Here is a 25,572-nt window from a genome sequence, read left to right as displayed (position 1 = left end):
AATTGCCGCGTTGCCATGCGAAGGCTTGATGTGCTGCGCCGGGCCGCGCGCAAGGTTCCCAAGGCCGCTTATTGGCTGATGACGCCTTGGCGCATGCCGGAACGACTGCAGTTTCTTCGGGAACGCGCTATCCGTGATGCAAGAGCGCAGTCTCTGAAGTTGCTGTTTGATGAGGAGCGCTCACGCCAAGAGGCTCTGCAGCTGGAGGGGGGGGGAGCTCTCGTTGCCGCCCTTGATCTTTATAGTGCCGGCGACGCCCTCGAAGCTGCGGGTTTGCCTCGAGACCAGGTTTTCTGGCCGCAGACGAACGCCCGGTCAGTTGTAGATCGAAAGAGTGCCGCACGCTTCTTGATGGATACGTTGCGTCAGCGAGGGGATCTTCGTGATCGTTTTCCCTACGTGTTTTCCGCTCCAGGCGGGAATGGCGTTGCCGAATGGCTGCTCAGTCGCGACGGACAACAGGCTCTGGAGTTGACGTCCGAGAGCGTGCAGCATTTGGTTGCACTTCTTTCGGGAGACTTTGCCGAGCGGGCGAGGCAGTTTTTTCTGGCGAATGATGATGTTCGGGCGGTCTTCCCACACGGGCTGATGCCGTCGGGCCGACGCGGTCTTTTCCGGTGGTTCATGCAGCACGGACTGGAAACTGGCGACTTGGCGCTCGAAGAAGTCTGGTGGCTGTTCCTGCAGGCGCAGGAGAACCCGCAAGCCGAGTTGGTGCAGGCCTTTTTGTTTACACCGGAATGGCAGCAGCGTTTCCCTGACGCACTGACAGTTTTTGGCTGGACCCGATTTTCGGCCTGGATTGCGAATACCTATGGCTTAGACCGGTTCCCGTCGGGTTCGGCCGAGATTTCTGGGTTTCCGGAGCCAGCACTGCAAGTGCGTATGGAGTATTTGGCGCAAGCAGCATGGCAGCGTGCACATCCCGATGCATTTTCAAGCATCGCTGCCGCTCGAGCGTTGCTCGTGTGGCTTGCATCCGGCGCAGAGGCCTCAATTACGCCGGAGGCGCGCGCATGGTGTGCTGGGCTCGATATCGACGCGGTGGCCCCCGAATTGCTCAACGGTGGAGTCAATGTCATTGGCCATTTCTGCTATCCCTCAGGGTTGCGCGTTTCTGTGGAGGCCATGATCGAGTCGTTGAGACTCGTGGGCATTCGGACGTCGTTGCGCGATGTCAGGACGGATGTGCGGGATGACCCTCGCCATGTGCGTTTCGATGGCCTCGAGTCCAGCGATATCACAATCATCCACGTGCAGCCCGAGCCTTTCTTTGCAAGGGCTTACGCCAGGGCGGATTTGGCTGAGCGCACGCCGCGTACCTATCGCATCGCCTATTGGTACTGGGAGTTCGATTCGATACCGCAATCTTGGTGTACCTACGCCGATCAAGTCGACGAGGTTTGGACGGCCACTGAGTTCATTGCAAGCGGTCTTCGCGAGCGGTTATCCGTGCCAGTGCGAACGCTCTTTCCGGGCGTGACCTTGGCTCCTTTTCAGATTCGTGATCGCGCGTATTTCAAGCTGGATGCGAACCGCTTCACTTTTCTTTTCACTTTTCACATGGTGAGTGTGATGGAGCGCAAGAACCCGCTCGGACTCATTCGCGCATTCAAGATGGCGTTTCGCGGCGACGAGTCAGTGACGCTGGTGTTGAAGACATCGTTCGGGGATCGATATCCCGTCCAGTTTCAGGAGTTGTGCGATGCGGCCGCCGATTTTCCGACGATCAAGATCATTGACCAGGTTTTAAGTTCAGACGAGGTGCTTTCGCTGATGGATGCGTGCGACGCGTATGTATCGCTCCATCGCAGCGAAGGACTTGGACTGACCATGGCCGAAGCGATGCTGATGGGAAAGCCCGTGATTGCAACGGCCTTCTCGGGAAACATGGATTTCATGAACGACGAGAACAGCCTCCTGGTGCCCTACGAGCGGGTGAAGGTCGGCAGGCCTATTCCACCGTACGACGCCGATTTGGAGTGGGCTGAACCTTCGGTCGAGCATGCGGCCCAGTTGATGCGTCGCTTGTACGAGGATCAGCAATGGGCGCGCGAGATAGGGGCTCGCGGCAAGCAGAGCGCTGAAATCAATCTGTCGCTCGGCGCGGCGGGGCGCCGCATTGCTGAACGCCTCGATGAAATCGGGGCGCTTCGACGGCGTGCGCCGAGCTAGCGTTCGACGATCCGCCCATGCTCCAGGTGGATCACCCGGTTGCACTCCTTGGCGATCAGGTCCGGCGAATGCGAGGCGAGCACCAGAATGCCGGATTTGGCCACCACGTCTTTCATCCGTTTCTCCGCCTTTTCTGTAAAGGCGGCGTCGCCAACTGACAGCCACTCATCCATCAGCAGGATGTCGGCCTCGACGCTGGTCGAGATCGAGAACGCGAGCCGCATCAGCATCCCGGTCGAATAGGTCCGCACCGGCATGTTCACGTATTCGCCCAGGCCGCTGAATTCGCAGATGTCGGGCGTGAGGCGGTCGATGTCCTTCTTGCTCATGCCCATCACGAGGCCGCGAAGCATGATGTTCTCCACACCCGTCGCATCCATTTCGATACCTAGCGAAGGGTCGATCAGGCTGGCCACCGATCCTTGACGCGCGAACTCGCCTGAGGACGGCTCGTAAACGCCGGCAAGTGTGCGCAGCAATGTCGACTTGCCCGCACCGTTGTGACCAACCAGTCCGAGTCTGTCCCCACTCTTCAATTCAATATTGATGCCGCTGAGCGCCTGCACCACGGTCACGCCGGTTTCCTTGCCAAAGCGTCCACCGGTCACGGAGGCTGCGAGCGTCTTCTTGAGTGAATTGGCTCCAGCGCCGTAAATTGGAAAGTTGACCGCGACGTTTTTAAGTGAGATGAATGCCATGGATCAGAGCCAGTAGACGACGCGACGGCGGTACTTCGAGAACAGCAGAGTGGCTGCGGCGAGGCACAGGACCGTCCAGAACAGGATGCCCAGCCAACTGTGGACGTGTGCCACTCCCCCCATCAATGGTGTTCGAAGCAAGTCCAGCATCTGCGCAAACGGGTTCCACAGCACGTATTTGGCGCGGCCAGGAAGGCTCTCGGGCAACCAGAACACCGGCGTCAGGAACATCAGCATCTGCATCACACTGGTGACGATCTGTGTGACGTCGCGGTAGCGCGTGCAGACTAGGCCGAGCAACAAGCCCAGCGCGTGCGCATTGATGATCAGGATGACAAACGCCGGCACGACAAGCAACACTGACCAAGACAGCGAGATGCCAGCCCAGATCGCCACCGGAATGTAGAGCACGATCTGGTGCGCAAACTGGATCAGGTTACGCGCCAGGCTGCGCCAGACGAACAGGCTAATCGGAAAGTACCCCTGCTTGAGGTAGTTGGACGACCCGACGAAGGCGTTGCACGCGTCGGTCACGATGCTGGAGAAGAAGCCCCAGAAGATGATGCCCAGCGCCAGATGTGGGAAGAAGCGGGAAAGCTCCGTGCCGAACAGCGAACTGTACAGCGGCCCCATGCCGCCGATCATCACGCCCATGCTCAGGGTGAGCCACATGGGGCCCAGCATCGAGCGGCGATAGCGCAGGACGATGTCGAACCAGGCGAGGGTCCACCAGATGTCTGTGCGGCGGGTGCCCTGCCACCACTCGGACAGGGCGCTTCGATGGAGATTGGAATGGACTTGACTCATGTACGGCCGTAGGTGTCTGCAAGGCGGACAATGTCGTCTTCGCCCAGGTACCCGCCGCATTGGACCTCGATGAGCACCAGTTCCTCATCGCCGATGTTGGTCAGGCGATGCTTTTCCTTCAGGGGAATGTAGCGGTATTGGCCGGGGAGGGTTTCGTACTCGGTTTCTCCGATCTGCACGATGCCACGCCCTTGCACCACAACCCAATGCTCCGCGCGCTGATGGTGATACTGCAGCGACAGCGCCTCGCCAGGACGCACCGTGATGCGCTTGACCTTGTAGCCTTCTTCTTCCTTGAGCGAGGCGTAGGTTCCCCAGGGACGATGGACCACCGGCGGGAGATGAACCGTCTCGTGTTTGCGTGCCTTGAGCACATCGACGACCTTCTTCACCTTCTGCGCACTGTCCTTGTGCAGTACCAACAGGGCATCGGGCGTGTCGACGATCACGAGGTCGCGGACACCCACGGTGGCAACAACCTTCGGGCCATAGCTTTCGACCTGCACGTGGGTGCCCGTCGTGTCGAGGGCCACGACGTCGTCGGGGAGTGTGTTGCCGCTGGCATCGGGTGTCAGCGCATTGGACACCGAAGGCCATGAGCCGACGTCGCTCCAGCTGAACTTGGCGGGAACGACATGCACGTTGGAGGCATGCTCCAGCACTGCGTAATCGATGCTGATGTCCGGCTGCAGGCCGAACGCGTGCAGGTCGAAGTTGACCGAATTGCCGGAGGTCTTCGAGGTTTCCAGCGCATGCCTTGCCGCCCGGATCACGTCGGGAGCATGCTTCTCGAGAGCCGCGATGATCGTGTCCGCTGTGAAGGCGAACATGCCGCTGTTCCAGTAGTAGCGGCCCGTGGCCAGGTACTTCTGCGCGGTCTCCAGGTCGGGCTTCTCGACGAAACGCTTGACTGCCTGGCTCTCGCGCGAGACGTGCTCGACCTCGATGTAGCCGAAGCCGGTGTCGGGGCTCGTGGGGCTCACGCCGAACACGACGAGGTTGCCTTCCTGCGCCAGGCGGAAGGCTTCGGTGGCGCTTGCGACGAAAGCTTCCACATCCGGGACGAGATGGTCTGCGGACAGAACGAGCATCACCGTGTCGCCGCTGAACTGGCGAACACACTGGAGTGCGGCCAGCGCGATCGCCGGACCGGTATTGCGCCCCTTGGGTTCGAGGAGAAAAGTCGTCGATGGCGGATCGCTCATCTGCCCGAGCACGTCCTTCGTCAGGAACAGGTGATCCTTGTTGGTCACAACCATCAGGTCACCGGTGCCGCAGGCCTGCCCGCGCTCGACGGCCTGTTGAAGCAGAGTGGAATCACCGAGCTTCATGAACGGCTTGGGAAAGGCCTGGCGCGAAGCAGGCCAGAGCCTGGAACCGGCGCCTCCCGAAAGCACCACAGAGAGTAGCCTCATCGTTTTCCTTTAGCTTTTTAACCGGCCAATTTTACGGGAGCCCTCCGGCTGGCTGGCGGGGCGGACAAAACGCCGGCCTTCGGCTCTCATTGTTGCGGCTGGTTGCGAAGATAATCCCCTCCCGCAAGGCCCGCGATGTCATGTTCCGGTGCCCCGGCTGATTCAGCTACTCCTCGAGGCTCCGCTTCGCCCGCCCACGGGTGCCCAATCTCTCTATGAAATCTGTCTATCGATTCTTCCTCGGCCTGGCCGGACTCTGGCAAGGCCCCGGAATGATGGGGCGTGTGCAGCGGGCATGGCGAATGTTCAATAAGTCGGGCTGGCCGGGCATCCGCTGGGAGCTGGGGCGGCGATTCGGCGGCTACAACGACTATACGAAGTGGGTGCAGCGCTACGACACCCTGACTCCCGAACTGCGCGAGAAGATCGCCCAGCGCGTCGCTGCGATGAAGGACCGGCCGCTGATCTCGGTCGTGATGCCTACCTACAACCCCAACCCGGCCTGGCTGCGCGAGGCCATCGAGTCGGTGCGCGGCCAGATCTACCCCAACTGGGAGCTCTGCATCGCTGACGACGCCTCGCCTTCGGCAGAAGTGCGCGAGATCCTCAAGTCGTACAGCGAGAGCGATCCGCGCATCAAGGTCGTATTCCGGCCGAAGAACGGCCACATCTCGGCCGCTTCCAACAGCGCACTCGAGCTGGTCTCCGGGCCCTGGGTCGCACTCATGGATCACGACGACCTGCTGCCGGCCCACGCGCTCTTCTGGGTGGCCGATTGCATCGCGGCTCATCCTGACGTGAAGCTGATCTACTCCGACGAAGACAAGGCCGACGAAGGCGGTCATCGCTTCGGCCCCTATTTCAAGTCGGACTGGAACGTCGACCTTTTCCGTTCGCAGAACATGTTCAGCCACCTGGGCGTGCTCTCGACCGAGCTCATGCGCTCGGTTGGCGGCTTCCGCGTGGGCATGGAGGGCTCGCAGGACTGGGATCTCGTGCTGCGCTGCATGGAGCGTATCGAACCCGGCCAGATTCGCCACATTCCCCGCGTGCTTTACCACTGGCGTGTGCACGTCGAGAGTACGGCCAAGTCGATGAACGCCAAACCCTATGCCGCCATCGCGGGCGAGCGCGCGCTGAACGAGCATTTCGAGCGCACCGGTGTGCGCGCCACGGCCGAGCACCTCGATTTCGGGTATCGCGTGCATTACGCCTTGCCTGATGTCTTACCGCTGGTTTCCGTGATCATCCCGACGCGCAACGCATTGCAGCTGACGCGGCAGTGCGTCGAGTCGATCCTCCGTAAAACCAGCTATTCGAACTACGAAATCATCATCGTCGACAACGGTTCCGACGATCCGGACGTGCTGGCCTGGTTCAAGCGCATTGCCGCCGAGAAGCCGAATGTCCGCGTGCTACGCGACGACCGCGATTTCAACTACGCGGCGCTGAACAACGGCGCGGTGGCGATAGCCAATGGCGAGCTTGTGGCACTGGTCAACAACGACATCGAAGTCATCACGCCGGACTGGCTGAGCGAGATGGTGAGCCTTGCGCTGCAGCCGGGCGTGGGTGCCGTGGGCGCGCGACTCTGGTTTCCGAACAGGACGCTGCAGCATGCAGGCGTGATCCTCGGTGTGGGCGGAATCGCCGCGCATTCGCATCGCCGTATGCCCATGGGTCGTGAAGGCTATGCCGGTCGCGCGGCGTTGATCCAGACGCTCTCCGCAGTCACCGCAGCCTGCCTTGTGATCCAGAAGCGTCACTACCTCGAGGTCGCAGGCCTCGACGAGGTGCATCTGAAAGAGTCCTTCAACGACATCGACTTCTGCCTCCGGTTGCGTGAAGCAGGCCTGCGCAACGTATGGACGCCCTATGCGGAACTGTTCCACCACGAGTCCGCAACCCGCGCCAAGGATGTCTCGCCGCAGAAGCAGGCGCAGTTCCAGGAAGAAGCCGCCTACATGCACAAGCGCTGGGGCGACCTGATCCAGAACGACCCCGCCTACAGCCCCAACCTCATGCTGGCCCGCGAGGACTTCAGCTACGCCTGGCCGCCCCGTCTGCCTCCGGTCTGATCCGATGGCCCTCCAAGTCTCCGTCGCGCTCTGCACCCGCAACGGCGCGCGCTATCTCCCCGAGCAAATTCGAAGCATCTGCGTGCAGGCGCCTTTGCCGCGGGAGATCGTGCTGTCCGACGACGGCTCCACCGACAACACGCTGGCCGTCGTGCGTGAAACCCTTGCGGAATGCGGCATGGCGGATCGCATCGCCCTGCGCGTGTTCAGCAACTCGCCGCCGCTGGGTGTCACGCGTAATTTCGAGCAGGCCGTGCGCGCTTGCAGCCACGATCTCATCGCGCTGTGCGACCAGGACGATGTCTGGCACCCAGGCCGTCTGGCGCGCATGGTGGCGCAGTTCGAGGCACGGCTCGATCTGCTGCTGCTGCACACCGACGCACGTCTCGTCGATGGCGAATTGAAGCCGCTGGGCTCCACGCTCTTCCATGCGCTCGAGGTTCAGCCTGCCGAACTGGAGGCCATCGCGAGCGGCGAGGCCTTCGGCGTGCTGCAGAGGCGCAATCTCGTGACTGGCGCGACCACCATGTTCCGCAAGACGCTGCTCGAAGTTGCGCTGCCGTTCGCCCCCGAGTGGGTGCACGACGAATGGCTGGCCGCCGTGGCCGCGGCTACCGGGCGCATGGACGTGCTGCCCGAGCCGACCATCGACTACCGCCAGCACGGCAACAACCAGATCGGCGCACGGCGCCTGACGCTGTCCGAGAAGTTGGCCAAGGCTTTTGTCGAGCGGGGCGACAAGCATGTGGCGCGGCTGCGCCGGGCCGAGGCTCTGTTGCAACGTCTGCAGCTCCTCGGAGAGCGAGTGCGGGCAGGCTACATGGACGCGCAGCGCGAAAAAGTCGCCCACCAGCGATTCCGGGCCGGATTGCCGGCGGCGCGCCCGCTGCGCCTGCTGCCGATCCTTCTCGAGGCCGCGCGCGGCCGCTATGCACGATTCGGCCGTGGCAAGCAGGCCATCGTGCAGGACGTTTTCGAGCGCGGCTGACTGATCGGATCAGCGGCTGGCTATTGGCCCCGCAGCCGCCAGTACCGCCAGAACGACCCCGACAGCCACACCTTCAGCAGGCTGGTCACATGCCAGTACAGGTATTTCCTGCTCCGGTGGCTTTCGCGCTGCGCGTCGTGCCGGGCGAGCAGGTTCTCGCCCACCTGCAGCTTCCAGCCTGCGAGCCGGGTACGCGCGCAGATGTCGAAGTCCTCGCCGTACATGAAGAACTTTTCGTCGAAACCGCCGACCTGCCGGTAGGCCTCGCTGCGAAACAGCATGAACAGTCCCGGGATCCATGCCGGCACCGTCGGCCGCACGTAGCCGGGCTTCTTTCTTCCTACGATTTCCAGCGGCGTGAGCAGCGCCCGGTGCGGCTCCGGCTCGGTCTTGCCGGGCTCCAGGATACGCGGCGTCAGCAGGCCGGCGTCGGCCGCGGCCTGGGCGAGCAGCGGCGACAGCACGTCGTTGTCGAAGCGGATGTCCGGGTTCAGCACCAGGAACCACTCCGTGTCGCAGCGCTCGAAGGCCTGGTTGTGATTGGCGCCGAAGCCCTTGGGGCTCGCGTTCTCGATCCGCTCCACTGCGAAGCCCCAGCTGCGGCCGGCGAGCACATCGGGCTCCGGAATGTTCAATGTGAGCAAAACCTTGTCGATGACGGCACTGCTGTGCCGGTCCAGTTGCTCGAGCAGCGGCAGCACCAGCGCGAGCTGGCCGTGGCTCACGATTGAAACGGTGATCGGGGGGCGGGGGGAGGGGGGCGTGGGCATGGTCTAATTTCGCCCGGGAATTCTAGGGTTCCCCAACCCCCACACATGATTGCTCTGATCGTCATCAGTTTCTTCGTCGCCGCCTTCTCGGTCCAGGTGTTCATGCGCCGCGCCAGGCGGCACGCGCGGCTCTACGGCGCCGACATGCCCCAACGCTTCCACAAGGGCCATGTGCCGCGCCTGGGCGGTGCGGGCATCCTGCTGGGCATGGGGGGGGCCTGGCTGGCCGCCGGCATCACGGGTACCGATCCGTTCAACGTCTCGTGGCCGGTCCAGACCTCGATGCTCACGCTGGTGTGCATCGCCCCGGCCGTGCTCGGTGGCATCGTCGAGGACGTCACCCAGAACGTGAAGGTGCGCTATCGGCTGGGGCTGACCATCGGCTCGGCGCTGCTGGTGTGCTGGCTGCTGGGGTTGGGCGTGGCGCGCACCGGCTTCGAGACGGTCGACAGCTGGCTGGCGATGATTCCCTTTGCCACCGTGATCTTCGCTGCCCTGGCCATCGGCGGCCTGCCGCATGCCTTCAACATCATCGACGGCTACAACGGGCTCGCCGGCACGGTCGCCGTGCTGGTCTGCCTTGCGATCTCGCACGTGGCGCTGCAGGTCGGCGACCGGCAGCTGGCGGCCATGGTGATCTGCCTGGTCGGCGCCACCTTCGGCTTCCTGGTCTGGAACTATCCGCGCGGCAAGATCTTCGCCGGCGACGGCGGGGCCTACGTCTGGGGCATGGTGATCGCGGTGGCCTGCGTCACGCTGGTGCAGCGGCACCGCGTGGTGTCGCCCTGGTTCCCGATGCTGCTGCTGATCTACCCGGTGTGGGAGACGCTGTTCTCCATCTACCGCAAGCTGGCGCGCGGCCAGTCGCCCGGCACGGCCGATGCGCTGCATTTCCACCAGCTGATCTTTCGCCGCATCGTGCGCGTGGCCTTCGCGGACGACGAGGCCCGCCAGCTGCTGGCGCGCAACAACCGCACATCGCCCTATCTCTGGATGTTCGCGGCCCTGTCGGTGGTGCCGGCGGTGCTGTTCTGGAACAACACCATCGTGCTGATGTTCTTCTGTCTGCTGTTCGTCACCACCTACGTGGGCGCCTACCTGATGATCGTGCGCTTCAAGGTCCCCCGCTGGCTGCGCCCCTGACGACATCTTTCTTTGCGAGAATTTCCCCCGTCCTTCGCTTTGGAGCCTGACCGCCCATGACCGACCCCGTCCTCAACATCCCCCCGCGCGACAAGGCCGAGATCCTGGCCCAGGCGCTGCCGTACATCCGCAAGTTCCACGGCAAGACCATCGTCATCAAGTACGGCGGCAACGCCATGACCGATCCGGCGCTTCAGGCCGACTTCGCCGAAGACGTGGTGCTGCTCAAGCTGGTCGGCATGAACCCGGTGGTGGTGCACGGCGGCGGTCCGCAGATCGAGGCGGCGCTCAATCGCCTGGGCAAGAAGGGCAGCTTCATCCAGGGCATGCGCGTGACCGACGCCGAGACCATGGAAGTCGTCGAATGGGTGCTGGCCGGCGAGGTGCAGCAGGACATCGTGGGCCTGATCAACCAGGCCGGCGGCAAGGCCGTGGGCCTCACCGGGCGCGACGGCGGCCTGATCCGCGCGCAGAAGCTCAAGCTGGCCGACCGCACCGATCCCAACGTGCACCATGACGTGGGCCAGGTCGGCGACATCGTCTCCATCGACCCCAGCGTGGTGAAGGCGCTGCAGGACGACGCCTTCATCCCGGTGGTCAGCCCCATCGGCTTCGGCGAGGAGAACGAGAGCTACAACATCAACGCCGACGTCGTCGCCGGCAAGCTGGCGACCGTGCTCAAGGCCGAGAAGCTGATGCTCCTGACCAACACGCCCGGCGTGCTCGACAAGGACGGCAAGCTGCTCACCAACCTGAGCGCCCGCGAAATCGATGACCTGTTCGCTGACGGCACCATCTCCGGCGGCATGCTGCCGAAGATCGAAGGCGCGCTCGACGCGGCCAAGAGTGGCGTGAATGCGGTGCACATCATCGACGGCCGCGTGCCGCACGCGATGCTGCTGGAGATCCTGACCGACCAGGCCTACGGGACGATGATCCGCGCCCGCTGACCGGTCGGGTGGGCGCGTGCTTACTGCGCTGTGCGAGAATCAATTGATTACATCTTTGCACGCGCTCCCATGCAGAACGAAGAGACGACAGGTGCTTCCGGCGTAGACACGCCGACGGAAACGTCCACCCCTCCGGTGCGCAAGCGCCCGAAGCCGGGAGAGCGGCGCGTGCAGATCCTGCAGGCGCTGGCCTCCATGCTGGAGCAGCCCGGTGCCGAGCGCGTGACCACCGCCGCCCTGGCCGCCCGGCTCGAGGTGAGCGAAGCCGCCCTGTACCGTCACTTCGCCAGCAAGGCTCAGATGTTCGAGGGCCTGATCGACTTCATCGAGCAGAGCGTTTTCACGCTGGTCAACCAGATCCTCGAGCGCGAAGGCGCCACCGGCGCCCAGCAGGCTGCGCGCATCCTCACGCTGCTCGTGCAGTTCGCCGAGCGCAACCCCGGCATGACGCGCGTCATGGTGGGCGATGCCTTGGTCTACGAGAACGAGCGCCTGCAGCAGCGCATGAACCAGTTCTTCGACAAGATCGAAGCCACGCTGCGCCAGGTGCTGCGCGGCGCCGCCGCGGCCGACGGCTCGGCCACGCCCAGCGTCGACGCACAGGTGCGCGCTGCGGCGCTCACGGCCTTCGTGGTGGGGCAGCTGCAACGCTTCGCTCGCTCAGGCTTCCGCCGCGCGCCGTCCGAGCACCTCGAAGCGACGATCGCGCTGATCGTCTGAGGGTACCCAGCAGGGGTATCGACCGGCTCGCCTCGAGCCTTCGAGCGGCGTAGCATCATCCACAACCCCTCGCAGCCGGACTTCGGTGGCGAGCCTATGTTTGCGCGGTTTCCTCCACGGAGGGTGCATGAGCCATGGCACGGTCGGTCTGGTGGAGCCCCGCCTGTCGCGGGTGTCTGCGCATGCCCGGTGATGAAGCGGGCGACAGCCTGCGGCCGACGCTGCGGACATTCCTCCTCACGGCGCTGGCCATGCTGGCGTTCGCCGCCAACTCGCTGTTGTGCCGGCTCGCGCTGCAGCACAAGGGCATCGACGCGGCGAGCTTCGGCAGCGTCAGGCTCGTGGCGGGAGCGCTCATGCTGGGACTCATCGTGCGGTTCAAGGCAAAGCCGCCGGCCTCGCCCGCTCGCGTCGACTGGTTGGCCGCGCTCATGCTGTTCGGCTATGTCGCGTTCTTCTCCTTCGCCTACCTCAGCCTGCCGGCGGGCACGGGCGCGCTGATCCTGTTCGGTGCGGTCCAGCTGACGATGTTCGGAGTGGGCCTGCGCTCCGGCGGCGAGCGCTTCGGGGCGCTCGCGTGGTTCGGCTTCGTGCTGGCGGCGGGCGGGCTGGTCTATCTCGTATCCCCGGGCGTTGCCGCGCCGCCGCTTCTCGGGGCCGTGCTGATGGCCGTGGCGGGCGTTGCCTGGGGTGTGTATTCCCTGCGCGGCCGCGGCGTGGCCGATCCGCTGGCCGCCACGGCGCGCAACTTCACGCGAGCCGTGCCGCTCGCCCTGGCGCTCAGCCTGGTGTTCGCGGCCAGTGCCCGTGCGGATGGGGCCGGCATCTTGCTCGCCGTGATTTCCGGCGCGCTGACCTCGGGCCTTGGCTATGCCGTCTGGTACGCGGCGCTGAGCCGCCTGACCGCGATGCGGGCGGCCACCGTGCAGTTGTCGGTTCCGCTCCTGGCAGCGTTCGGCGGCGTGCTGTTCCTGTCGGAGGCGATCACGCCGCGACTGGCGGCGGCTTCAGTGGCGATCCTGGGCGGCATCGCGCTCGTGCTGAGCCAGAAGTCGCGAGGCGCCCGCCGTCCGTAGCTGGGGCCTTACGAGACCTGCACGCCCACCTTCGCTCCCGCCGCGACGATCTCACCCCACGTCGCATCGTCCACCCAGATCCCGTCCTTGCGCCGCGCCGCGCGCGCCTTGCGCTCCGGCTCGCCGGCGATCTGCACTTCTTCGAAGCCCTGGCCGGGCGGGCTCTGCCGCAGCCAGCCGACGAACTCCCGCGCTTCCTCGTCGAAGGATTTCTGCGTGCCCAGCCGCATCGGGTCGATCAGCACCGTGAGCATGCCGTTGAGCACCGTGCGTGCCGTGTCCGCCGGCCGGTGCCAGGTGCCGCCGCCCGTGAGCGCGCCGCCCAGCAGTTCGCAGGCCACCGCCATGCCGTAGCCCTTGTGCTCGCCGAAGGTCATGAGCGCGCCGAAGAGCCCGTTGCCCTGCGGCACCACCACCACGCCCGGGTCGTTGGTCGGCGCGCCGCTCTCGTCGATCAGGTAGCCGTCGGGCACGCGCTCGCCCTTGTTGTGCGCCACGCGCATCTTTCCCTGCGCCACGCGGCTGGTCGCGTAGTCGAGCACGAAGGGCTCCGCGCCCGCGAGCGGGATGCCGATGCAGCACGGGTTGGTGCCGAAGCGCCCGTCGCCGCCGCCCCAGGGGGCGACCACCGGCCGCGACAGCACGTTGACGAAGTGCATGGCCACCAGCCCCTGCGCCGTCGCCATCTCCGCGAAGTGGCCGATGCGCCCCAGGTGATGCGCATGCGCCAGCGTGAAGATGCAGCTGCCGTGCTGCTTCGCCCGCGCGATGCCCAACTCCATCGCCTGCACGCCGACGATCTGCCCGTAGCCGTGCTGGCCATCGAGATTCATCAGCGTGCCGATGTCGAGGTTCACGCGCACGGCGGCATTCGGCTTCAGACCGCCCTCGGCCACTGCGTCGACATAGCGCGGCAGCATGCCCACGCCGTGCGAATCGTGGCCGCTCAGGTTGGCCAGCACGAGGTTGGCCGCCACCTGCTGCGCCTCGGCGGGCGAGCTGCCCGCGGCTTCGAGGATGCGGGTGACGGTGGCCTGCAGGTCGTCGGCCTTGAGCGTGTGGGACATGGATCAGGCTCCTTTCGCGTTCAGCGTGATGGCGTAGAGCGACGTGGTCGCGCAGATGAAGAGGCGGTTGCGCTTGGGCCCGCCGAAGCAGACGTTGGCCACGCGCTCGGGAAGAAGGATCTTGCCCAGCAGCGTGCCGTCGGGGTGGTAGGCGTGCACGCCGTCGAGCGCGCTGGTCCAGATGCGGCCTTCGGTGTCGAGGCGGAAGCCGTCGAACAGGCCGCTGGTGCATTCAGCGAACACCTCGCCGCCATCCAGCCTTTTCGCATAAGGGCCGACACTGAAGCGGCGGATGTGCCGCGGCCCGCCCGCTTCATGGCTCGCGCCCGTGTCGGCGATGTACAGCAGCGTTCCGTCTGGCGAGAAGGCCAGTCCGTTGGGCTTCACGAAGTCGTCGGCCATCAACTCGACCTCGCCGCTGGCCGGATCGATGCGGTAGACGTGGCAAGCGCCGATCTCGCTGTCCGCCTTCAGGCCCTCGTAGTCGGAGAGGATGCCGTAGCTCGGGTCGGTGAACCACACGGCGCCGTCCGAATGAACCACCACGTCGTTGGGCGAATTGAGCCGCTTGCCCTTCCAGTGCGAGGCCAGCACGGTGATGGTGCCGTCGTGCTCGGTGCGCGTCACGCGCCGCGTGAGGTGCTCGCAGCTGACGAGCCGGCCTTCGTGGTCGACCGTGTTGCCGTTCGTGTTGTTCGACGGCTCGCGGAAAGTACCCACCGTGCCGTTGACCTCGTCGAAGCGCAGCATGCGGTTGTTCGGAATGTCCGACCACACCAGCGTGCGGTGCGCCGCGAACCACGCGGGGCCCTCGCACCAACGCGCGCCGGTCCACAGGCGCTGCACGCGCTCGGGGCCCGGAATGCAGCCCTTGAAACGCGGGTCCAGTTGCTCGAAGCCGGTGCCTTCCAGGAAGCCGAAGGGGAGAGTCGCCATGCCGTTCCTCGTCGATGGGGTGGTTCAGGTCACATCACCGCGCCGACCTGCCACGGCACGAACTCGTTCTGGCCGTAGCCGTGCTGCTCGCTCTTCGAGTGCGAGCCCGAAGCGGTCGCGAGCACCAGCTCGAAGATGCGTTGGCCCATTTCCTGGATCGACGCCGTGCCGTCCACGATCTCGCCGCAGTTGATGTCCATGTCTTCTTCCTGCCGCTGCCACAGCGCCGAGTTGGTCGCGAGCTTGAGCGAGGGCGAGGGCGCGCAGCCGTAGGCCGAGCCGCGCCCGGTGGTGAAGCAGATCAGGTTGGCGCCGCCGGCCACCTGCCCGGTGGCGCTTACCGGGTCGTAGCCGGGCGTGTCCATGTAGACGAAGCCGTGCGCCGTGACGGGCTCCGCGTATTCGTACACCGCCTCGAGGTTGCTGGTGCCGCCCTTGGCGACCGCGCCCAGCGACTTCTCGAGGATGGTGGTGAGCCCGCCCGCCTTGTTGCCCGGCGAGGGGTTGTTGTTCATCTCGCCTTCGTTGATCTCGGTGTAGTGCTCCCACCACTTGATGCGGTCCACCAGCTTCTGGCCGACCTCGCGCTTCACGGCGCGGCGCGTCAGCAGGTGCTCGGCGCCGTACACCTCGGGCGTTTCGCTGAGGATGGCGGTGCCGCCATGCGCCACCAGCAGGTCGACCGCCGCGCCCAGCGCCGGGTTGGCGCTGATGCCCGAGTAGCCGTCCGAGCCGCCGCACTGCAGCCCGATCGTGATGTGCGCCGCGCTGCAGGGCTCGCGCTTCACCGCGTTGGCGCGCGGCAGCATCTCCTCGATGAGCGCCACGCCTTTCTCGACCGTCTTGCGCGTGCCGCCCGTGTCCTGGATGTTGAAGGTGCGGAAGTTCTCGCCCTCGGCCAGGTGGCCGGTCGCGAGCCAGGCGTTGATCTGGTTGGCCTCGCAGCCGAGCCCGACCACCAGCACGCCCGCGAAGTTCGGGTGCGTGGCGTAGCCCGTCAACGTGCGTTCCAGGATCTGCATGCCCATGCCCTGCGTGTCCATGCCGCAGCCGGTGCCGTGCGTGAGCGCGACCACGCCGTCCACGTTCGGGAAGGCAGCGAGTGCCTGCGGGTTGGTCTTGCGCGAGAAGTGATCGGCGATGGCGCGCGCGGCCGTGGCCGAGCAGTTCACGCTGGTCAGCACGCCGATGTAGTTGCGCGTGGCCACGCGGCCATCTGCGCGTTTGATGCCCATGAAGGTGGCTTCGCGCTTCGCAGGCGCGGGCTTCACGTCGGCACCGAAGGCGTAGTCGCGTTCGAAGTCGCCCTTGTCGGGGCCCATGTTCAGGTTCTGCGTGTGCACGTGCTCGCCGGCGGCGATGGGGCGGCTCGCGAACCCGATGATCTGGTTGTAGCGGCGCACCGGCTCGCCCTGGGCGATGTCGCGCATCGCGATCTTGTGGCCCGGCGGGATCAGGCCGCGCACGGCCACGCCTTCGACGGCGGTGCCGCCGAGCAACTGGGAGCGCGCGATGGCGACGTCGTCGGCGGGGTGGAGTCGGATGTAGGGAGTCATCGTGGGTTTTCTTCTCGTATTCAGGAGGCCGGATTCAGGAAGCCTTGGTGCGGCGCCAGCTCGCGCTGAACCGCTGGTGGAACTTGTCCATGTGGTGATGCATCGCCTCGCGCGCGGCCGCCGGGTCGCGTGCGGCGACGGCGTCGAGGATGGCTTCGTGCTCGCCGATGGCGGCCTGCCACGACTCCATGGTCTCGAAGTAATCGATCATCCGGGCGAAGATCGGCCCGTGCCGTGATTCCCAGAAGCCCTGCACCGTCTCGGTCAGCACCACGTTGTCGCAGGCGTTGACGATGGCCAGGTGGAAGGCGCGGTCGCCCTCGTGCGGCACCTCGCCGCGCGCGGCCATGTCTCGCATCATCCTGATGGCGCGGCGCATGGCGTCCACGTCCTTGCGCTTGCCGTACTGGGCCGCGGTGGCGGCCGTCTCGCCTTCCACCATGCGGCGTGCGCGGATGATCTCGAGCGGACCCCATTCGGTGCCGGCTGCTCCGCTGGCGGGTGGGGCCGTGCGTTGCGAGCGGTCGAGCACGTAGACGCCGGAGCCGGTGCGGATCTCGACCCAGCCCTCCACCTCCAGCGCAATCAGCGCCTCGCGCACCGACGGCCGGCTCACGCCCAGTTGCCTCGCAAGGTCGCGCTCGGCGGGAATGCGCGCGCCCACCGCGAACTCGCCCTTGCCGATGAGCTCGCGCAACTGTTCGGCAATCTGGCGGTAGAGGCGTTGGGGTTCGAGGGTCTGGATCGGCACGGAAACGGTGGGGAGGGAAGGAGGCGGAAGGAGTTAAGGGTTGTCCTGAATTGGCCAAGTGGTCAGGCCAATTCAGAATACGCCAGATCGCCCGCACCATCATCGGGCCTAACCCGAGGAGATGCCCCAATGAGATCGAAGCGAAAGGCCGCACCGGTCGCCGCCGCCGGGCAGGGCATCGCGGCATGAACCAGCTCGACTTCAACGGCCGCCACGCGGTCGTCACCGGCGGCGCCACGGGGCTGGGCTTCGGCATCGCGCAGCGGCTCATCGCCTCGGGCGGCAGCGTCACGCTGTGGGACCGCGACGAGGAGGCCGCCGCGAAGGCCGCCGAATCGCTGGGCGCAAGGGCCTTCGCGCTGAAGGTCGACGTGTCGCAGCAGCCTTCGGTCGCCGCAGCCGTGGCCGCCACGCTGGCGCATGCGCCGCATATCGACGCACTGGTCAACAGCGCCGGCATCACCGGCCCCAACACGAAGCTGTGGGACTACCCGGTGGACGCCTGGCGCCAGGTGATGGACGTCAACATCAACGGCGTGTTCCTGTGCTGCCGCGAGGTGGTGGCGCAGATGCGCAGGCAGGGTGACGGCGGCGGCTATGGCCGCATCGTCAACATCGCCTCGGTGGCCGGCAAGGACGGCAACCCCAACGCCAGCGCCTACAGCGCGAGCAAGGCGGCCGTCATCGGCCTGACCAAGTCGCTCGGCAAGGAGCTGGCCGACACCGGCATCCGAGTGAACTGCGTGACGCCCGCTGCGGTGAAGACGGCCATCTTCGACCAGATGACGCCCGAGCACATTGCCTTCATGCTCTCGAAGATTCCCATGGGCCGCTTCGGCACGGTGGAAGAGGTGGCTGCGATGGTCGGCTGGCTCTGCACCGAAGATTGTTCGTTCTCTACCGGCGCGGTCTTCGACCTCTCCGGCGGGCGCTCCACGTACTGAAGTACTGATGCTCGCCCCCAGGCTTCGCGCACTTCGTGTCGCTTCTCCAACCCCCTACCGGGGGCGAGCCGGCCGCTTCGGGCGGCCGTGCGCGGCGGCCCCTGGAATTCCCGGTCACTCAAACTCTGCTCATTGATCTGAAAACTGAAAGGAAAGCATGAAACTCGTCCGCTACGGCAACCCCGGCAAGGAAAAGCCCGGCCTCATCGACAACGACGGCAAGCTGCGCGACCTGAGCGCGGTCGTCAAGGACATCGGCCCCGAGCAGCTCGGCGATGCCGCCATTGCCAAGCTGCGCAAGCAGAAGGTCGACAAGCTGCCGCTGGTCAAGGGCAAGCCGCGCTTCGGCAGCCCCGTGGCCAACGTCGGCAAGTTCATCGCCATCGGCCTGAACTACGCGGACCACGCGGCCGAATCCGGCCTGCCGGTGCCCAAGGAACCCGTGGTGTTCACCAAGGCCAACAGCTGCATCCAGGGCCCGAACGACCCGGTGATGCTGCCCAAGGGCTCGGTCAAGACCGACTGGGAAGTCGAGCTCGGCGCGGTCATCGGCACGCGCGCACGCTACGTGTCGCAGAAGAGCGCGCTCGACTACGTGGCCGGCTACTGCACCATCAACGACATCAGCGAGCGCGAATACCAGATCGAGCGCGGCGGCACCTGGGACAAGGGCAAGGGCTGCGACACCTTCGGCCCCCTCGGCCCCTGGCTGGTGACGCGCGACGAGATCGAGAACCCGCAGAAGCTCTCGATGTGGCTCGACCTGAACGGCCAGCGCGTGCAGACCGGCAACACGAAGACCATGATCTTCACCGTGGCCAAGATCGTCAGCTACGTGAGCCAGTTCATGACGCTGATGCCGGGCGACGTCATCACCACCGGCACGCCCCCTGGCGTCGGCATGGGCATGAAGCCGCCGCTCTTCCTGAAGAAGGGCGATGTGATGACGCTGGGCATCGAAGGTCTCGGCGAGCAGCGCCAGGAAGTGATTCCCTTCAAGCTCTGAGCCCCGGCCGGCTCCAGGCCACCGCGCGGCGCATTCGCGTGCGCCGCGCTCCCCCGAAGAATTTCAACAACAGCGGTGGAGACAGACGATGAGACGGTTGGTGATGAAGGCGCTCGTGCTGGGCGCAGGGTTGATCGCGGGCGCGACGGGCATCCAGGCCGCGCCGGTCACGCTCAAGTGGGCGCACGGCTACGAGACCAGCGAGCCTTTCCACACGCAGGCCGAGGCCATGGCGCAGAAGATCAAGGCCGCCACCTCGGGCCGCGTCGAGATCCAGCTCTTTCCGGCCAGCGCACTCGGCGGTGAGGCCGACTACAGCAAGAAGCTCGCGTCCGGCGAGATCGACATGGCCTACATCGGCCTCAACGTGCTCTCGCGCGACTACGCGCCGCTGGGCGTGGTGGGCTTTCCCTTCCTGTTCTCCGACCCGGACCATGTGCGGCGCTTTCTCGTGAGCCCGGTGTTCGACGAACTGCGCAAGGGTTACGAGGCGCAGAGCCGCAACCACCTGATGGCCGCCATCTATTACGGCGCGCGGCATGTCACCTCGAACAAGCCGGTCAACGTGCCGAAGGACATGCAGGGCCTGAAGCTGCGCGTGCCCGATGCGCCCACCTACAAGCTCTTTGCCAAGAGCATGGGCGCCACCGCCACGCCGATGCCCTTCGCCAAGGTGTACGACGCGCTCAAGAACGGCGAGATCGACGCGCAGGAGAACCCGCTGCCGACCATCCTCGCGAAGAAGTTCTACGAGGTGCAGAAGAGCGTCACGCTCACGGGCCACATGTACGACATGCTCGGCATCGTGATCTCGCCCGGCGCGCTGCAGCGCATGAGCGAGAGCGATCGCACCATCGTGAATGACATCATCCGCAAGGATGCCGTGTGGGCCAGCGTGCAGATCATCGCTCGCGAACTCGTGGCCGAAGGCAAGCTGGGCGAGACCGGCATCAAGGTCATCCGGCCCGACCGGTCGGGCTTCGTCGAGGCGGCACTGAAGACCGTGTCGCCGGCCGAGCTGCAGGCGCGGCCGGGCGACTACGAGAAGATCCGCGACCTCGTGAAACCCGGGGCGCATTGAGGCGCATCGAGGCTCTCCGCCGCCTGTCTGCGATCATCCGTCGCATGCAGGCGCTTCCCGTCCATCGCTGCCAGGTCTTCGGCTTTCCGTGGGAGGGCGTGTACGGCACGTCCATCGACAGCGCGCTGCACTACGGCCGGCACTGGCACGCGACCTACGGGCTGGGCCTGCTCGAGCAGGGCGCCCAGAGCTCGGCCAGCGGCCGCGGCAAGGTCGACGCCTATGCGGGCGACCTGATCACCACCAACCCCGGCGAAGTGCACGACGGAAGGCCGCTGGGCGGTCCTTCGCGGCGCTGGCGCATGGTGTATCTCGATCCGGGCGTGATGGACGGCATCAAGGGCGACGCCGGGCCGGAGGTCGAATTCACGCGGCCCGTGCTCAGGGACGCCCGGCTGGGCCACACGCTGCGGCGGCTGTTCGAGCGCCTCGACGCGTGGCGCGTCAACGCGGATGGCGCGGAGGCGCTGGCCTGCGAGGAGTCGCTGGCCGAAGTCTGCGGCTTGTTGCTCGAAGCGCATTCCACGACGCAGCCTGCGCCTTCATCCACGGCCGGCGGCGACATGCGGCGCCTGCGCGATCGGCTGGCCGACGACCTGCACGAGGCGCCGAAGCTCTCGGATCTCGCCGCGATGGCGGGCCTCAGCCGCTACCAGGTGCTGCGCCGCTTCGAGAAGACCTACGGCGTGCCGCCCCATGCATGGCTGCTGCAGCAGCGCGCCGAACGCGCACGCGGCCTGATCCGTCGCGGCGAGAGCCTTGCCGATGCCGCGGCCGCCAGCGGCTTCGCGGACTAGAGCCACATGACCCGCATCTTCGCGCGCCACTTCGGCTTCACGCCCGGCGCGTGGCAGCGGGCCTGCCGATAGGGCGGCTCAGCGCAGCACGCGGATCAGCTCGTCGTACACCAGCCGCACCCGTGCCGGCACCGGCGCCCGCTGTGAGCGATACACGTAGACCGGCCACGGCTCGGGCGCCTCGGCTTCCAGCACCGGCACCAGTGCGCCGCTCTCGATCGCGGGCTCGGCCAGCGAGCCGATCAGCTGGGCGAAGCCCAGGCCAGCGAGCACCGCCGAGCATTCGGCGTCGAAGTCGTCGGTGACGAAGACCGGCGAGGTGATCGCGAGCTGCCGCTCCTTGCGAAACACCATCGGCCACGGTCGACCCGACTTGCGGTCGATCAGCGCGGTGAGCGGCAGCGAGGCGAGCGCCTCGATCTTCTTCGGCACGCCGGTGCGCGCAATCAGCGAGGGCGCGGCCACCATGTGCAGCGCCATCTTGCCGACCGGCCGCGCGACAAAGCGCGCGTCGCGCAGCGGACCGACGCGCACGCCGATGTCGATCTGCTCGCCGACCACGTCGGCATGCGATTCGGAAATGCGCAGGTCGAGCACCAGGCCCGGGTGCGCGGCCAGCATCGGCGCCAGCGCCCGCGGAAGGAACTGCCGCCCGAAGATGCCCGGCGCCGTGACCCGCACGGTGCCTTCGTGCTGCGAGAGTGCACGGCGATCGGTGCGATGGAACAGTTCGTCGACTCCGCCCAGCGCGGTGCGCGCGCGTTCCGAGAGCCGCCGGCCGAAGTCGGTGAGCTGCACGCCGCGCGTGCTGCGGTGGAAGAGGGGCTCGCCGAGCTCGTCTTCCAGTTCGCGTATCGCGCGCGTCACCACCTGCGGCGACACCGAAAGCCGCGCCGCCGCCTCGCGGAAGTTGGCGGCATCGGCGGCGGCGCAGAACACGCGCAGGGCTTCGAGGCGGTTGGACATGGTGTGGGGAGTTCCTTTTTCAGGAATTCTGAAGTCGCCAGAGTTTCATTTACGGGAACGCATGGATTTTCCACACTGCATGCACTTCTTCAACACCCGTTCAAGCCAACCGAAAGGAATTTCCCATGACATCCGTTCAAGACAACATCAAGGGCAAGGTCGCCATCGTCACCGGCGCGAGCAGCGGGCTCGGCGAATCGACGGCGCGCCACCTGGCCGCGCGCGGCGCCAGGGTGGTGCTGGCTGCGCGCCGCACCGACCGGCTCGACAAGGTCGTCGCCGAGATCCGCGAAGCCGGCGGCGAGGCGATCGCCGTGGCCACCGACGTGTCGAAGCGCGCCGACCTCGACAGCCTTGCCGCCGCCACCGTCGAGGCCTTCGGCCGCATCGACGTGCTGGTCAACAACGCCGGCGTGATGCCGCTGTCGCCCCTCGAGAAGCTCAGGGTCGACGAGTGGGACCGCACCATCGACGTCAACATCAAGGGAGTGCTCTACGGCATTGCCGCGGTGCTGCCGCGCATGCAGGCGCAGGGCAGCGGGCACATCGTCAATGTCGCGTCCATTGCGGGGCTGAAGGTGTTCACGCCGATCGGCACCGTCTACAGCGCGACCAAGCATGCGGTGCGCGCCATCTCCGAGGGCCTGCGCGTGGAGGTGGGCAACAGCGGCGTGCGCGTGACCATCGTGTCGCCCGGCGCGGTCGATTCGGAACTCAAGTTCGGCAGCTCCGACGCCGAGAGCGCAGCCGGCGTGAAGGCGTTCTACGACGCCAACCAGATCCCGGCGGACTCGGTGGCTCGTGCTGTCGTTTATGCGGTCGAGCAGCCGGCGAACGTGGACATCAACGAAGTCGTGCTGCGTCCGGTGTCGCAGGAGTTCTGAGCCGAAGCGCCCCGAGCAAGAGAGAAAGAGATGAGGGACGGACCCGATTGCGGGCCGTCCCGCATCAATTAACCTTCGATAGAGGAAGGTTAATTTGCGGACCAAAGTGCAAAAGACCTGCAAAATAGAACGACCGTTCGTTTTTGCATGGAAATTCCACGATGACCGCAGCAGCCGTTCCCGCCAAGCCCGCTCGTGCCGCCCAGAAGGGCCAGCAGACCAAGGCCGTCATCGTCGACGCCGCGCTGGCGCTGGCCGCGCAGATCGGGCTCGAGGGCCTGTCGATCGGCGCGGTGGCTGAAATCACCAAGATGAGCAAGTCGGGTGTCTTCGCCCACTTCGGCTCGCGCGAGGAACTGCAGATCTCGGTGGTGCGCGAATACCACGCGCGCTTCGAGCAGGAAGTGTTCTTCCCCGCCCTGAAGGCGCCGCGCGGCCTGCCGCGCCTGCGCGCCATGTTCGCCAACTGGATGAAGCGCACCTCGACCGAAATCGACTCGGGCTGCATCTACATCAGCGGCGCTTCCGAATTCGACGACCGCCCGGGCCCGGTGCGCGATGCGCTGGTCGAGTCGGTCAGCATCTGGCAGGCCGCCGTGCTGCGCGCCATCGTGCAGTCGCAGAGCGAAGGCCACCTGCGCGCCGACGCCGATGAACGCCAGGTGGCGTTCGAGATCCACGGCCTGATCCTCGCGCTGCACTACGAAGCGCGCTTCCTGCAGGTGCCCGGCTCCATCGGCCGCGCCAACACCGGCTTCGACAACATCCTCGCGCGCGCCGCCACGCCCGACGCGCCGAAGCCCGAAGCGGCCGCCGCGCCGGCAGGCCGTCGCCTCAAGACCGTGCGCTGAAGAAGCGCGCGGCTCGTCCCCTTTTCGTTTTCCCTTTTCTTTTTCTATCTAGCTTCGACCAGGAGAGTCCCGGATGCCTACCTACAACCCCCCCGTGCGCGATATGCAGTTCGTGCTGCACGAAGTGCTCAACGTCGCCGAGGAACTCAAGGCGCTTCCGGCCCATGCCGAGACCGATGCCGACACCATCAACGCGGTGATCGAAGAGGCCGGCAAGTTCGCCGCCGAAGTGACCTTCCCGTTGAACATCAGCGGCGACGAAGAGGGCTGCACGCTCGACAAGAACACGCACGAAGTGAAGACCCCCAAGGGCTTCAAGGACGCCTACGCCAAGTACGTCGAAGGCGGCTGGCCCGCGCTGTCGTGCGACCCGGCCTTCGGCGGCCAGGGCCTGCCCTTCGTGGTCAACCAGTGTCTGTTCGAGATGCTCAACAGCGCCAACCAGGCCTGGACCATGTACCCCGGCCTCTCGCACGGCGCGTACGAAGCGCTCGCAGCGCACGGCACCGACGAGCAGAAGAAGACCTACCTGCCCAAGCTCACCAGCGGCGAATGGACCGGCACCATGTGCCTGACCGAGCCGCACTGCGGCACCGACCTCGGCCTGCTGCGCACCAAGGCAGAGCCGCAGCCCGACGGCACGTACCGCATCACCGGCAACAAGATCTTCATCTCGGCCGGCGAGCACGACATGACCAGCAACATCATCCACCTGGTGCTGGCACGTCTTCCCGACGCGCCCAAGGGCAGCAAGGGCATCAGCCTGTTCGTGGTGCCGAAGTTCAAGGTCAAGGCCGACGGCTCGCTGGGCGAGCGCAACCCGATCTTCTGCGCCGGCCTGGAGCACAAGATGGGCATCCACGGCAACGCCACCGCGCAGATCGTGATCGAAGGCGCCATCGGCACCATGGTGGGCGAGCCCAACAAGGGCCTGGCCGCGATGTTCGTGATGATGAACGCCGCGCGCCTGGGCGTGGGCAACCAGTCGCTGGGCCTGACTGAAGTGGCCTACCAGAACGCGCTGGCCTACGCCAAGGACCGCATCCAGATGCGCTCGCTCTCCGGCGTGAAGGCCAAAGACAAGGAAGCCGACCCCATCATCGTGCACCCCGACGTGCGCAAGATGCTGCTCACGGCCAAGGCATACGCCGAAGGCGGCCGTGCGCTGCAGATCTTCTGCACGCTGCTGCTCGACAAGGCGCACAACCACCCGGACGAGAAGGTGCGCAAGGACTCCGACGAACTGGTCGCGCTGCTGACCCCCATCGTCAAGGCCTTCATCACCGACAACGGCCACACCGCCACCAACGCCTGCATGCAGGTGTTCGGCGGCCACGGCTTCATCAAGGAATGGGGCATGGAGCAGTTCGTGCGCGACAACCGCATCAACATGATCTATGAAGGCACCAACACCATCCAGTCGCTGGACCTGCTGGGCCGCAAGGTGCTGGGCAACAACGGCGCTTCGCTGAAGAAGTTCGGCAAGCTCGTGGGCAAGCTGGTGGAAGAAGAGGGCGTGAACGAGAAGATGGCCGAGTTCATCAACCCGATCGCGGGCCTGGGCGACCAGCTCACCAAGTTCACGACCGAGATCGGCTTCAAGGGCTTCCAGAACCCCGACGAAGTGGGCGCCGCTGCCGTCGACTACCTGCGCGTGGCCGGCCACTTCGTGTTCGGCTACCTGTTCGCCCGCATGGCGCAGGTCGCGCTGCGCGAAATCGCCGCCGGCAACACCGACCCGTTCTATGTCGCCAAGCTGCAGACCGCGCGCTTCTACTTCGCCAAGCTGTTCCCCGAGACCGCGACGCTGATGCGCACCGCGCGCGCCGGCAGCAAGGTGCTGATGGACACCGACGCCGCGCTGGCCTGAGGCCAGGAGTCTTTCTTCAACCGACATCCAACCTGGAGCCGCT

23 protein-coding genes are annotated in these 25,572 nt (G+C 65.8%); 14 read left to right on the top strand and 9 right to left on the bottom strand.

What is annotated here, in order from left to right; genetic code table 11:
- The first annotated feature begins 15 nt into the window (after positions 1–15).
- Positions 16–2,175, top strand: a complete 2,160-nt coding sequence (locus tag EJO71_RS09930; RefSeq protein WP_164546782.1) for a glycosyltransferase family 4 protein — start codon at positions 16–18, stop codon at positions 2,173–2,175.
- Here EJO71_RS09930 and EJO71_RS09925 read toward each other — a convergent pair.
- The 3 genes from EJO71_RS09925 to EJO71_RS09915 are packed head-to-tail and all read right to left on the bottom strand — an operon-like array spanning position 2,172 to position 5,095.
- Positions 2,172–2,873: an ABC transporter ATP-binding protein gene (locus tag EJO71_RS09925; protein ID WP_125948165.1), complete on the bottom strand. Its 702-nt coding sequence runs from the start codon at positions 2,871–2,873 to the stop codon at positions 2,172–2,174. The two genes, EJO71_RS09930 and EJO71_RS09925, sit on opposite strands and share 4 nt — an antisense overlap.
- Before the next feature lie 3 nt (positions 2,874–2,876).
- Positions 2,877–3,680: an ABC transporter permease gene (locus EJO71_RS09920; protein WP_125948166.1), complete on the bottom strand. Its 804-nt coding sequence runs from the start codon at positions 3,678–3,680 to the stop codon at positions 2,877–2,879.
- Positions 3,677–5,095 (bottom strand): mannose-1-phosphate guanylyltransferase/mannose-6-phosphate isomerase, encoded by a 1,419-nt coding sequence (locus EJO71_RS09915; protein ID WP_125948167.1) that lies wholly within the window; start codon positions 5,093–5,095, stop codon positions 3,677–3,679. Before EJO71_RS09915 ends, EJO71_RS09920 begins: the two co-directional genes overlap by 4 nt.
- Before the next feature lie 302 nt (positions 5,096–5,397).
- Here EJO71_RS09915 and EJO71_RS09910 point away from each other — a divergent pair, with 302 nt between their 5' ends.
- Both EJO71_RS09910 and EJO71_RS09905 read left to right on the top strand, forming a co-directional pair.
- On the top strand, positions 5,398–7,173 hold the full coding sequence (locus EJO71_RS09910) for a glycosyltransferase family 2 protein (RefSeq protein ID WP_125948168.1): 1,776 nt from the start codon (positions 5,398–5,400) through the stop codon (positions 7,171–7,173).
- A 4-nt stretch (positions 7,174–7,177) separates the two neighbouring features.
- Entirely contained in the window at positions 7,178–8,161 is a 984-nt protein-coding gene (locus EJO71_RS09905; RefSeq protein WP_125948169.1) for a glycosyltransferase family 2 protein, read from the top strand.
- Positions 8,162–8,181: 20 nt separating this feature from the next.
- On the opposite strand, the gene EJO71_RS09900 is transcribed toward EJO71_RS09905, so the two are convergent.
- Positions 8,182–8,931: a glycosyltransferase family 2 protein gene (locus tag EJO71_RS09900; protein ID WP_125948170.1), complete on the bottom strand. Its 750-nt coding sequence runs from the start codon at positions 8,929–8,931 to the stop codon at positions 8,182–8,184.
- A gap of 45 nt (positions 8,932–8,976) precedes the next feature.
- Between EJO71_RS09900 and EJO71_RS09895 the strand changes: the two genes are divergently transcribed.
- The 4 genes from EJO71_RS09895 (at position 8,977) to EJO71_RS09880 (ending at position 12,820) form a co-directional block, all read left to right on the top strand.
- Positions 8,977–10,074, top strand: coding sequence for a glycosyltransferase (locus EJO71_RS09895; RefSeq protein ID WP_125948171.1), 1,098 nt, complete (start codon positions 8,977–8,979; stop codon positions 10,072–10,074).
- A gap of 56 nt (positions 10,075–10,130) precedes the next feature.
- On the top strand, positions 10,131–11,024 hold the full coding sequence (gene argB / locus EJO71_RS09890; RefSeq protein ID WP_125948172.1) for an acetylglutamate kinase: 894 nt from the start codon (positions 10,131–10,133) through the stop codon (positions 11,022–11,024).
- A 69-nt stretch (positions 11,025–11,093) separates the two neighbouring features.
- Entirely contained in the window at positions 11,094–11,744 is a 651-nt protein-coding gene (gene slmA, locus EJO71_RS09885) for a nucleoid occlusion factor SlmA (protein ID WP_125948173.1), read from the top strand.
- Positions 11,745–11,926: 182 nt separating this feature from the next.
- Positions 11,927–12,820, top strand: a complete 894-nt coding sequence (locus EJO71_RS09880) for a DMT family transporter (RefSeq protein WP_125948174.1) — start codon at positions 11,927–11,929, stop codon at positions 12,818–12,820.
- Positions 12,821–12,828: 8 nt separating this feature from the next.
- On the opposite strand, the gene EJO71_RS09875 is transcribed toward EJO71_RS09880, so the two are convergent.
- Genes EJO71_RS09875 through EJO71_RS09860 form a run of 4 tightly spaced genes read right to left on the bottom strand, consistent with a single transcriptional unit; the run spans position 12,829 to position 17,130 of the window.
- Positions 12,829–13,887: a malate/lactate/ureidoglycolate dehydrogenase gene (locus tag EJO71_RS09875; RefSeq protein WP_125948175.1), complete on the bottom strand. Its 1,059-nt coding sequence runs from the start codon at positions 13,885–13,887 to the stop codon at positions 12,829–12,831.
- A 3-nt stretch (positions 13,888–13,890) separates the two neighbouring features.
- A complete protein-coding gene (locus EJO71_RS09870) occupies positions 13,891–14,823 on the bottom strand; it encodes an SMP-30/gluconolactonase/LRE family protein (protein WP_125948176.1) in 933 nt (310 codons plus the stop codon).
- Between the two features lie 29 nt (positions 14,824–14,852).
- Positions 14,853–16,379: an altronate dehydratase family protein gene (locus EJO71_RS09865; protein WP_125948177.1), complete on the bottom strand. Its 1,527-nt coding sequence runs from the start codon at positions 16,377–16,379 to the stop codon at positions 14,853–14,855.
- Positions 16,380–16,413: 34 nt separating this feature from the next.
- A complete protein-coding gene (locus EJO71_RS09860) occupies positions 16,414–17,130 on the bottom strand; it encodes a FadR/GntR family transcriptional regulator (protein ID WP_125948178.1) in 717 nt (238 codons plus the stop codon).
- Positions 17,131–17,315: 185 nt separating this feature from the next.
- Here EJO71_RS09860 and EJO71_RS09855 point away from each other — a divergent pair, with 185 nt between their 5' ends.
- The 4 genes from EJO71_RS09855 (at position 17,316) to EJO71_RS09840 (ending at position 20,958) form a co-directional block, all read left to right on the top strand.
- Positions 17,316–18,074, top strand: coding sequence for an SDR family NAD(P)-dependent oxidoreductase (locus EJO71_RS09855; RefSeq protein ID WP_125948179.1), 759 nt, complete (start codon positions 17,316–17,318; stop codon positions 18,072–18,074).
- Positions 18,075–18,231: 157 nt separating this feature from the next.
- Positions 18,232–19,080, top strand: a complete 849-nt coding sequence (locus tag EJO71_RS09850; RefSeq protein ID WP_125948180.1) for a fumarylacetoacetate hydrolase family protein — start codon at positions 18,232–18,234, stop codon at positions 19,078–19,080.
- Between the two features lie 88 nt (positions 19,081–19,168).
- Complete coding sequence (locus tag EJO71_RS09845) at positions 19,169–20,161, top strand: sialic acid TRAP transporter substrate-binding protein SiaP (protein ID WP_125948181.1); 993 nt, start codon at positions 19,169–19,171, stop codon at positions 20,159–20,161.
- A gap of 44 nt (positions 20,162–20,205) precedes the next feature.
- Positions 20,206–20,958 carry an AraC family transcriptional regulator gene (locus tag EJO71_RS09840; RefSeq protein ID WP_240651316.1) on the top strand — a complete coding sequence of 251 codons (753 nt, stop codon included), beginning with the start codon at positions 20,206–20,208 and terminating at the stop codon, positions 20,956–20,958.
- 78 nt (positions 20,959–21,036) lie between these two features.
- On the opposite strand, the gene EJO71_RS09835 is transcribed toward EJO71_RS09840, so the two are convergent.
- Positions 21,037–21,924, bottom strand: a complete 888-nt coding sequence (locus tag EJO71_RS09835) for a LysR family transcriptional regulator (RefSeq protein ID WP_125948182.1) — start codon at positions 21,922–21,924, stop codon at positions 21,037–21,039.
- Positions 21,925–22,049: 125 nt separating this feature from the next.
- Between EJO71_RS09835 and EJO71_RS09830 the strand changes: the two genes are divergently transcribed.
- The 3 genes from EJO71_RS09830 to EJO71_RS09820 all read left to right on the top strand — a co-directional run bounded on the left by EJO71_RS09830 (position 22,050) and on the right by EJO71_RS09820 (position 25,529).
- Positions 22,050–22,808: an SDR family oxidoreductase gene (locus EJO71_RS09830; protein WP_125948183.1), complete on the top strand. Its 759-nt coding sequence runs from the start codon at positions 22,050–22,052 to the stop codon at positions 22,806–22,808.
- Positions 22,809–22,969: 161 nt separating this feature from the next.
- Positions 22,970–23,659 carry a TetR/AcrR family transcriptional regulator gene (locus EJO71_RS09825; RefSeq protein ID WP_125948184.1) on the top strand — a complete coding sequence of 230 codons (690 nt, stop codon included), beginning with the start codon at positions 22,970–22,972 and terminating at the stop codon, positions 23,657–23,659.
- Between the two features lie 73 nt (positions 23,660–23,732).
- Complete coding sequence (locus tag EJO71_RS09820; protein ID WP_125948185.1) at positions 23,733–25,529, top strand: acyl-CoA dehydrogenase C-terminal domain-containing protein; 1,797 nt, start codon at positions 23,733–23,735, stop codon at positions 25,527–25,529.
- Positions 25,530–25,572 lie beyond the last annotated feature (43 nt).

This window comes from Variovorax sp. 679 (assembly GCF_003952185.1).
Taxonomy (GTDB): Bacteria; Pseudomonadota; Gammaproteobacteria; order Burkholderiales; family Burkholderiaceae_C; genus Variovorax.
Note: the sequence above shows the minus strand (reverse complement) of the source record. Positions and strands in the feature narration are given on the sequence as shown.

Bases quoted from the DNA above. Each gene is read 5' to 3' on its own strand.
- EJO71_RS09930 (WP_164546782.1), top strand. From the start codon at position 16: ATGCGAAGGCTTGATGTGCTGCGCCGGGCCGCGCGCAAGGTTCCCAAG.
- EJO71_RS09925 (WP_125948165.1), bottom strand. From the start codon at position 2,873: ATGGCATTCATCTCACTTAAAAACGTCGCGGTCAACTTTCCAATTTAC.
- EJO71_RS09920 (WP_125948166.1), bottom strand. From the start codon at position 3,680: ATGAGTCAAGTCCATTCCAATCTCCATCGAAGCGCCCTGTCCGAGTGG.
- EJO71_RS09915 (WP_125948167.1), bottom strand. From the start codon at position 5,095: ATGAGGCTACTCTCTGTGGTGCTTTCGGGAGGCGCCGGTTCCAGGCTC.
- EJO71_RS09910 (WP_125948168.1), top strand. From the start codon at position 5,398: ATGTTCAATAAGTCGGGCTGGCCGGGCATCCGCTGGGAGCTGGGGCGG.
- EJO71_RS09905 (WP_125948169.1), top strand. From the start codon at position 7,178: ATGGCCCTCCAAGTCTCCGTCGCGCTCTGCACCCGCAACGGCGCGCGC.
- EJO71_RS09900 (WP_125948170.1), bottom strand. From the start codon at position 8,931: ATGCCCACGCCCCCCTCCCCCCGCCCCCCGATCACCGTTTCAATCGTG.
- EJO71_RS09895 (WP_125948171.1), top strand. From the start codon at position 8,977: ATGATTGCTCTGATCGTCATCAGTTTCTTCGTCGCCGCCTTCTCGGTC.
- argB (WP_125948172.1), top strand. From the start codon at position 10,131: ATGACCGACCCCGTCCTCAACATCCCCCCGCGCGACAAGGCCGAGATC.
- slmA (WP_125948173.1), top strand. From the start codon at position 11,094: ATGCAGAACGAAGAGACGACAGGTGCTTCCGGCGTAGACACGCCGACG.
- EJO71_RS09880 (WP_125948174.1), top strand. From the start codon at position 11,927: ATGCCCGGTGATGAAGCGGGCGACAGCCTGCGGCCGACGCTGCGGACA.
- EJO71_RS09875 (WP_125948175.1), bottom strand. From the start codon at position 13,887: ATGTCCCACACGCTCAAGGCCGACGACCTGCAGGCCACCGTCACCCGC.
- EJO71_RS09870 (WP_125948176.1), bottom strand. From the start codon at position 14,823: ATGGCGACTCTCCCCTTCGGCTTCCTGGAAGGCACCGGCTTCGAGCAA.
- EJO71_RS09865 (WP_125948177.1), bottom strand. From the start codon at position 16,379: ATGACTCCCTACATCCGACTCCACCCCGCCGACGACGTCGCCATCGCG.
- EJO71_RS09855 (WP_125948179.1), top strand. From the start codon at position 17,316: ATGAACCAGCTCGACTTCAACGGCCGCCACGCGGTCGTCACCGGCGGC.
- EJO71_RS09850 (WP_125948180.1), top strand. From the start codon at position 18,232: ATGAAACTCGTCCGCTACGGCAACCCCGGCAAGGAAAAGCCCGGCCTC.
- EJO71_RS09845 (WP_125948181.1), top strand. From the start codon at position 19,169: ATGAGACGGTTGGTGATGAAGGCGCTCGTGCTGGGCGCAGGGTTGATC.
- EJO71_RS09840 (WP_240651316.1), top strand. From the start codon at position 20,206: ATGCAGGCGCTTCCCGTCCATCGCTGCCAGGTCTTCGGCTTTCCGTGG.
- EJO71_RS09835 (WP_125948182.1), bottom strand. From the start codon at position 21,924: ATGTCCAACCGCCTCGAAGCCCTGCGCGTGTTCTGCGCCGCCGCCGAT.
- EJO71_RS09830 (WP_125948183.1), top strand. From the start codon at position 22,050: ATGACATCCGTTCAAGACAACATCAAGGGCAAGGTCGCCATCGTCACC.
- EJO71_RS09825 (WP_125948184.1), top strand. From the start codon at position 22,970: ATGACCGCAGCAGCCGTTCCCGCCAAGCCCGCTCGTGCCGCCCAGAAG.
- EJO71_RS09820 (WP_125948185.1), top strand. From the start codon at position 23,733: ATGCCTACCTACAACCCCCCCGTGCGCGATATGCAGTTCGTGCTGCAC.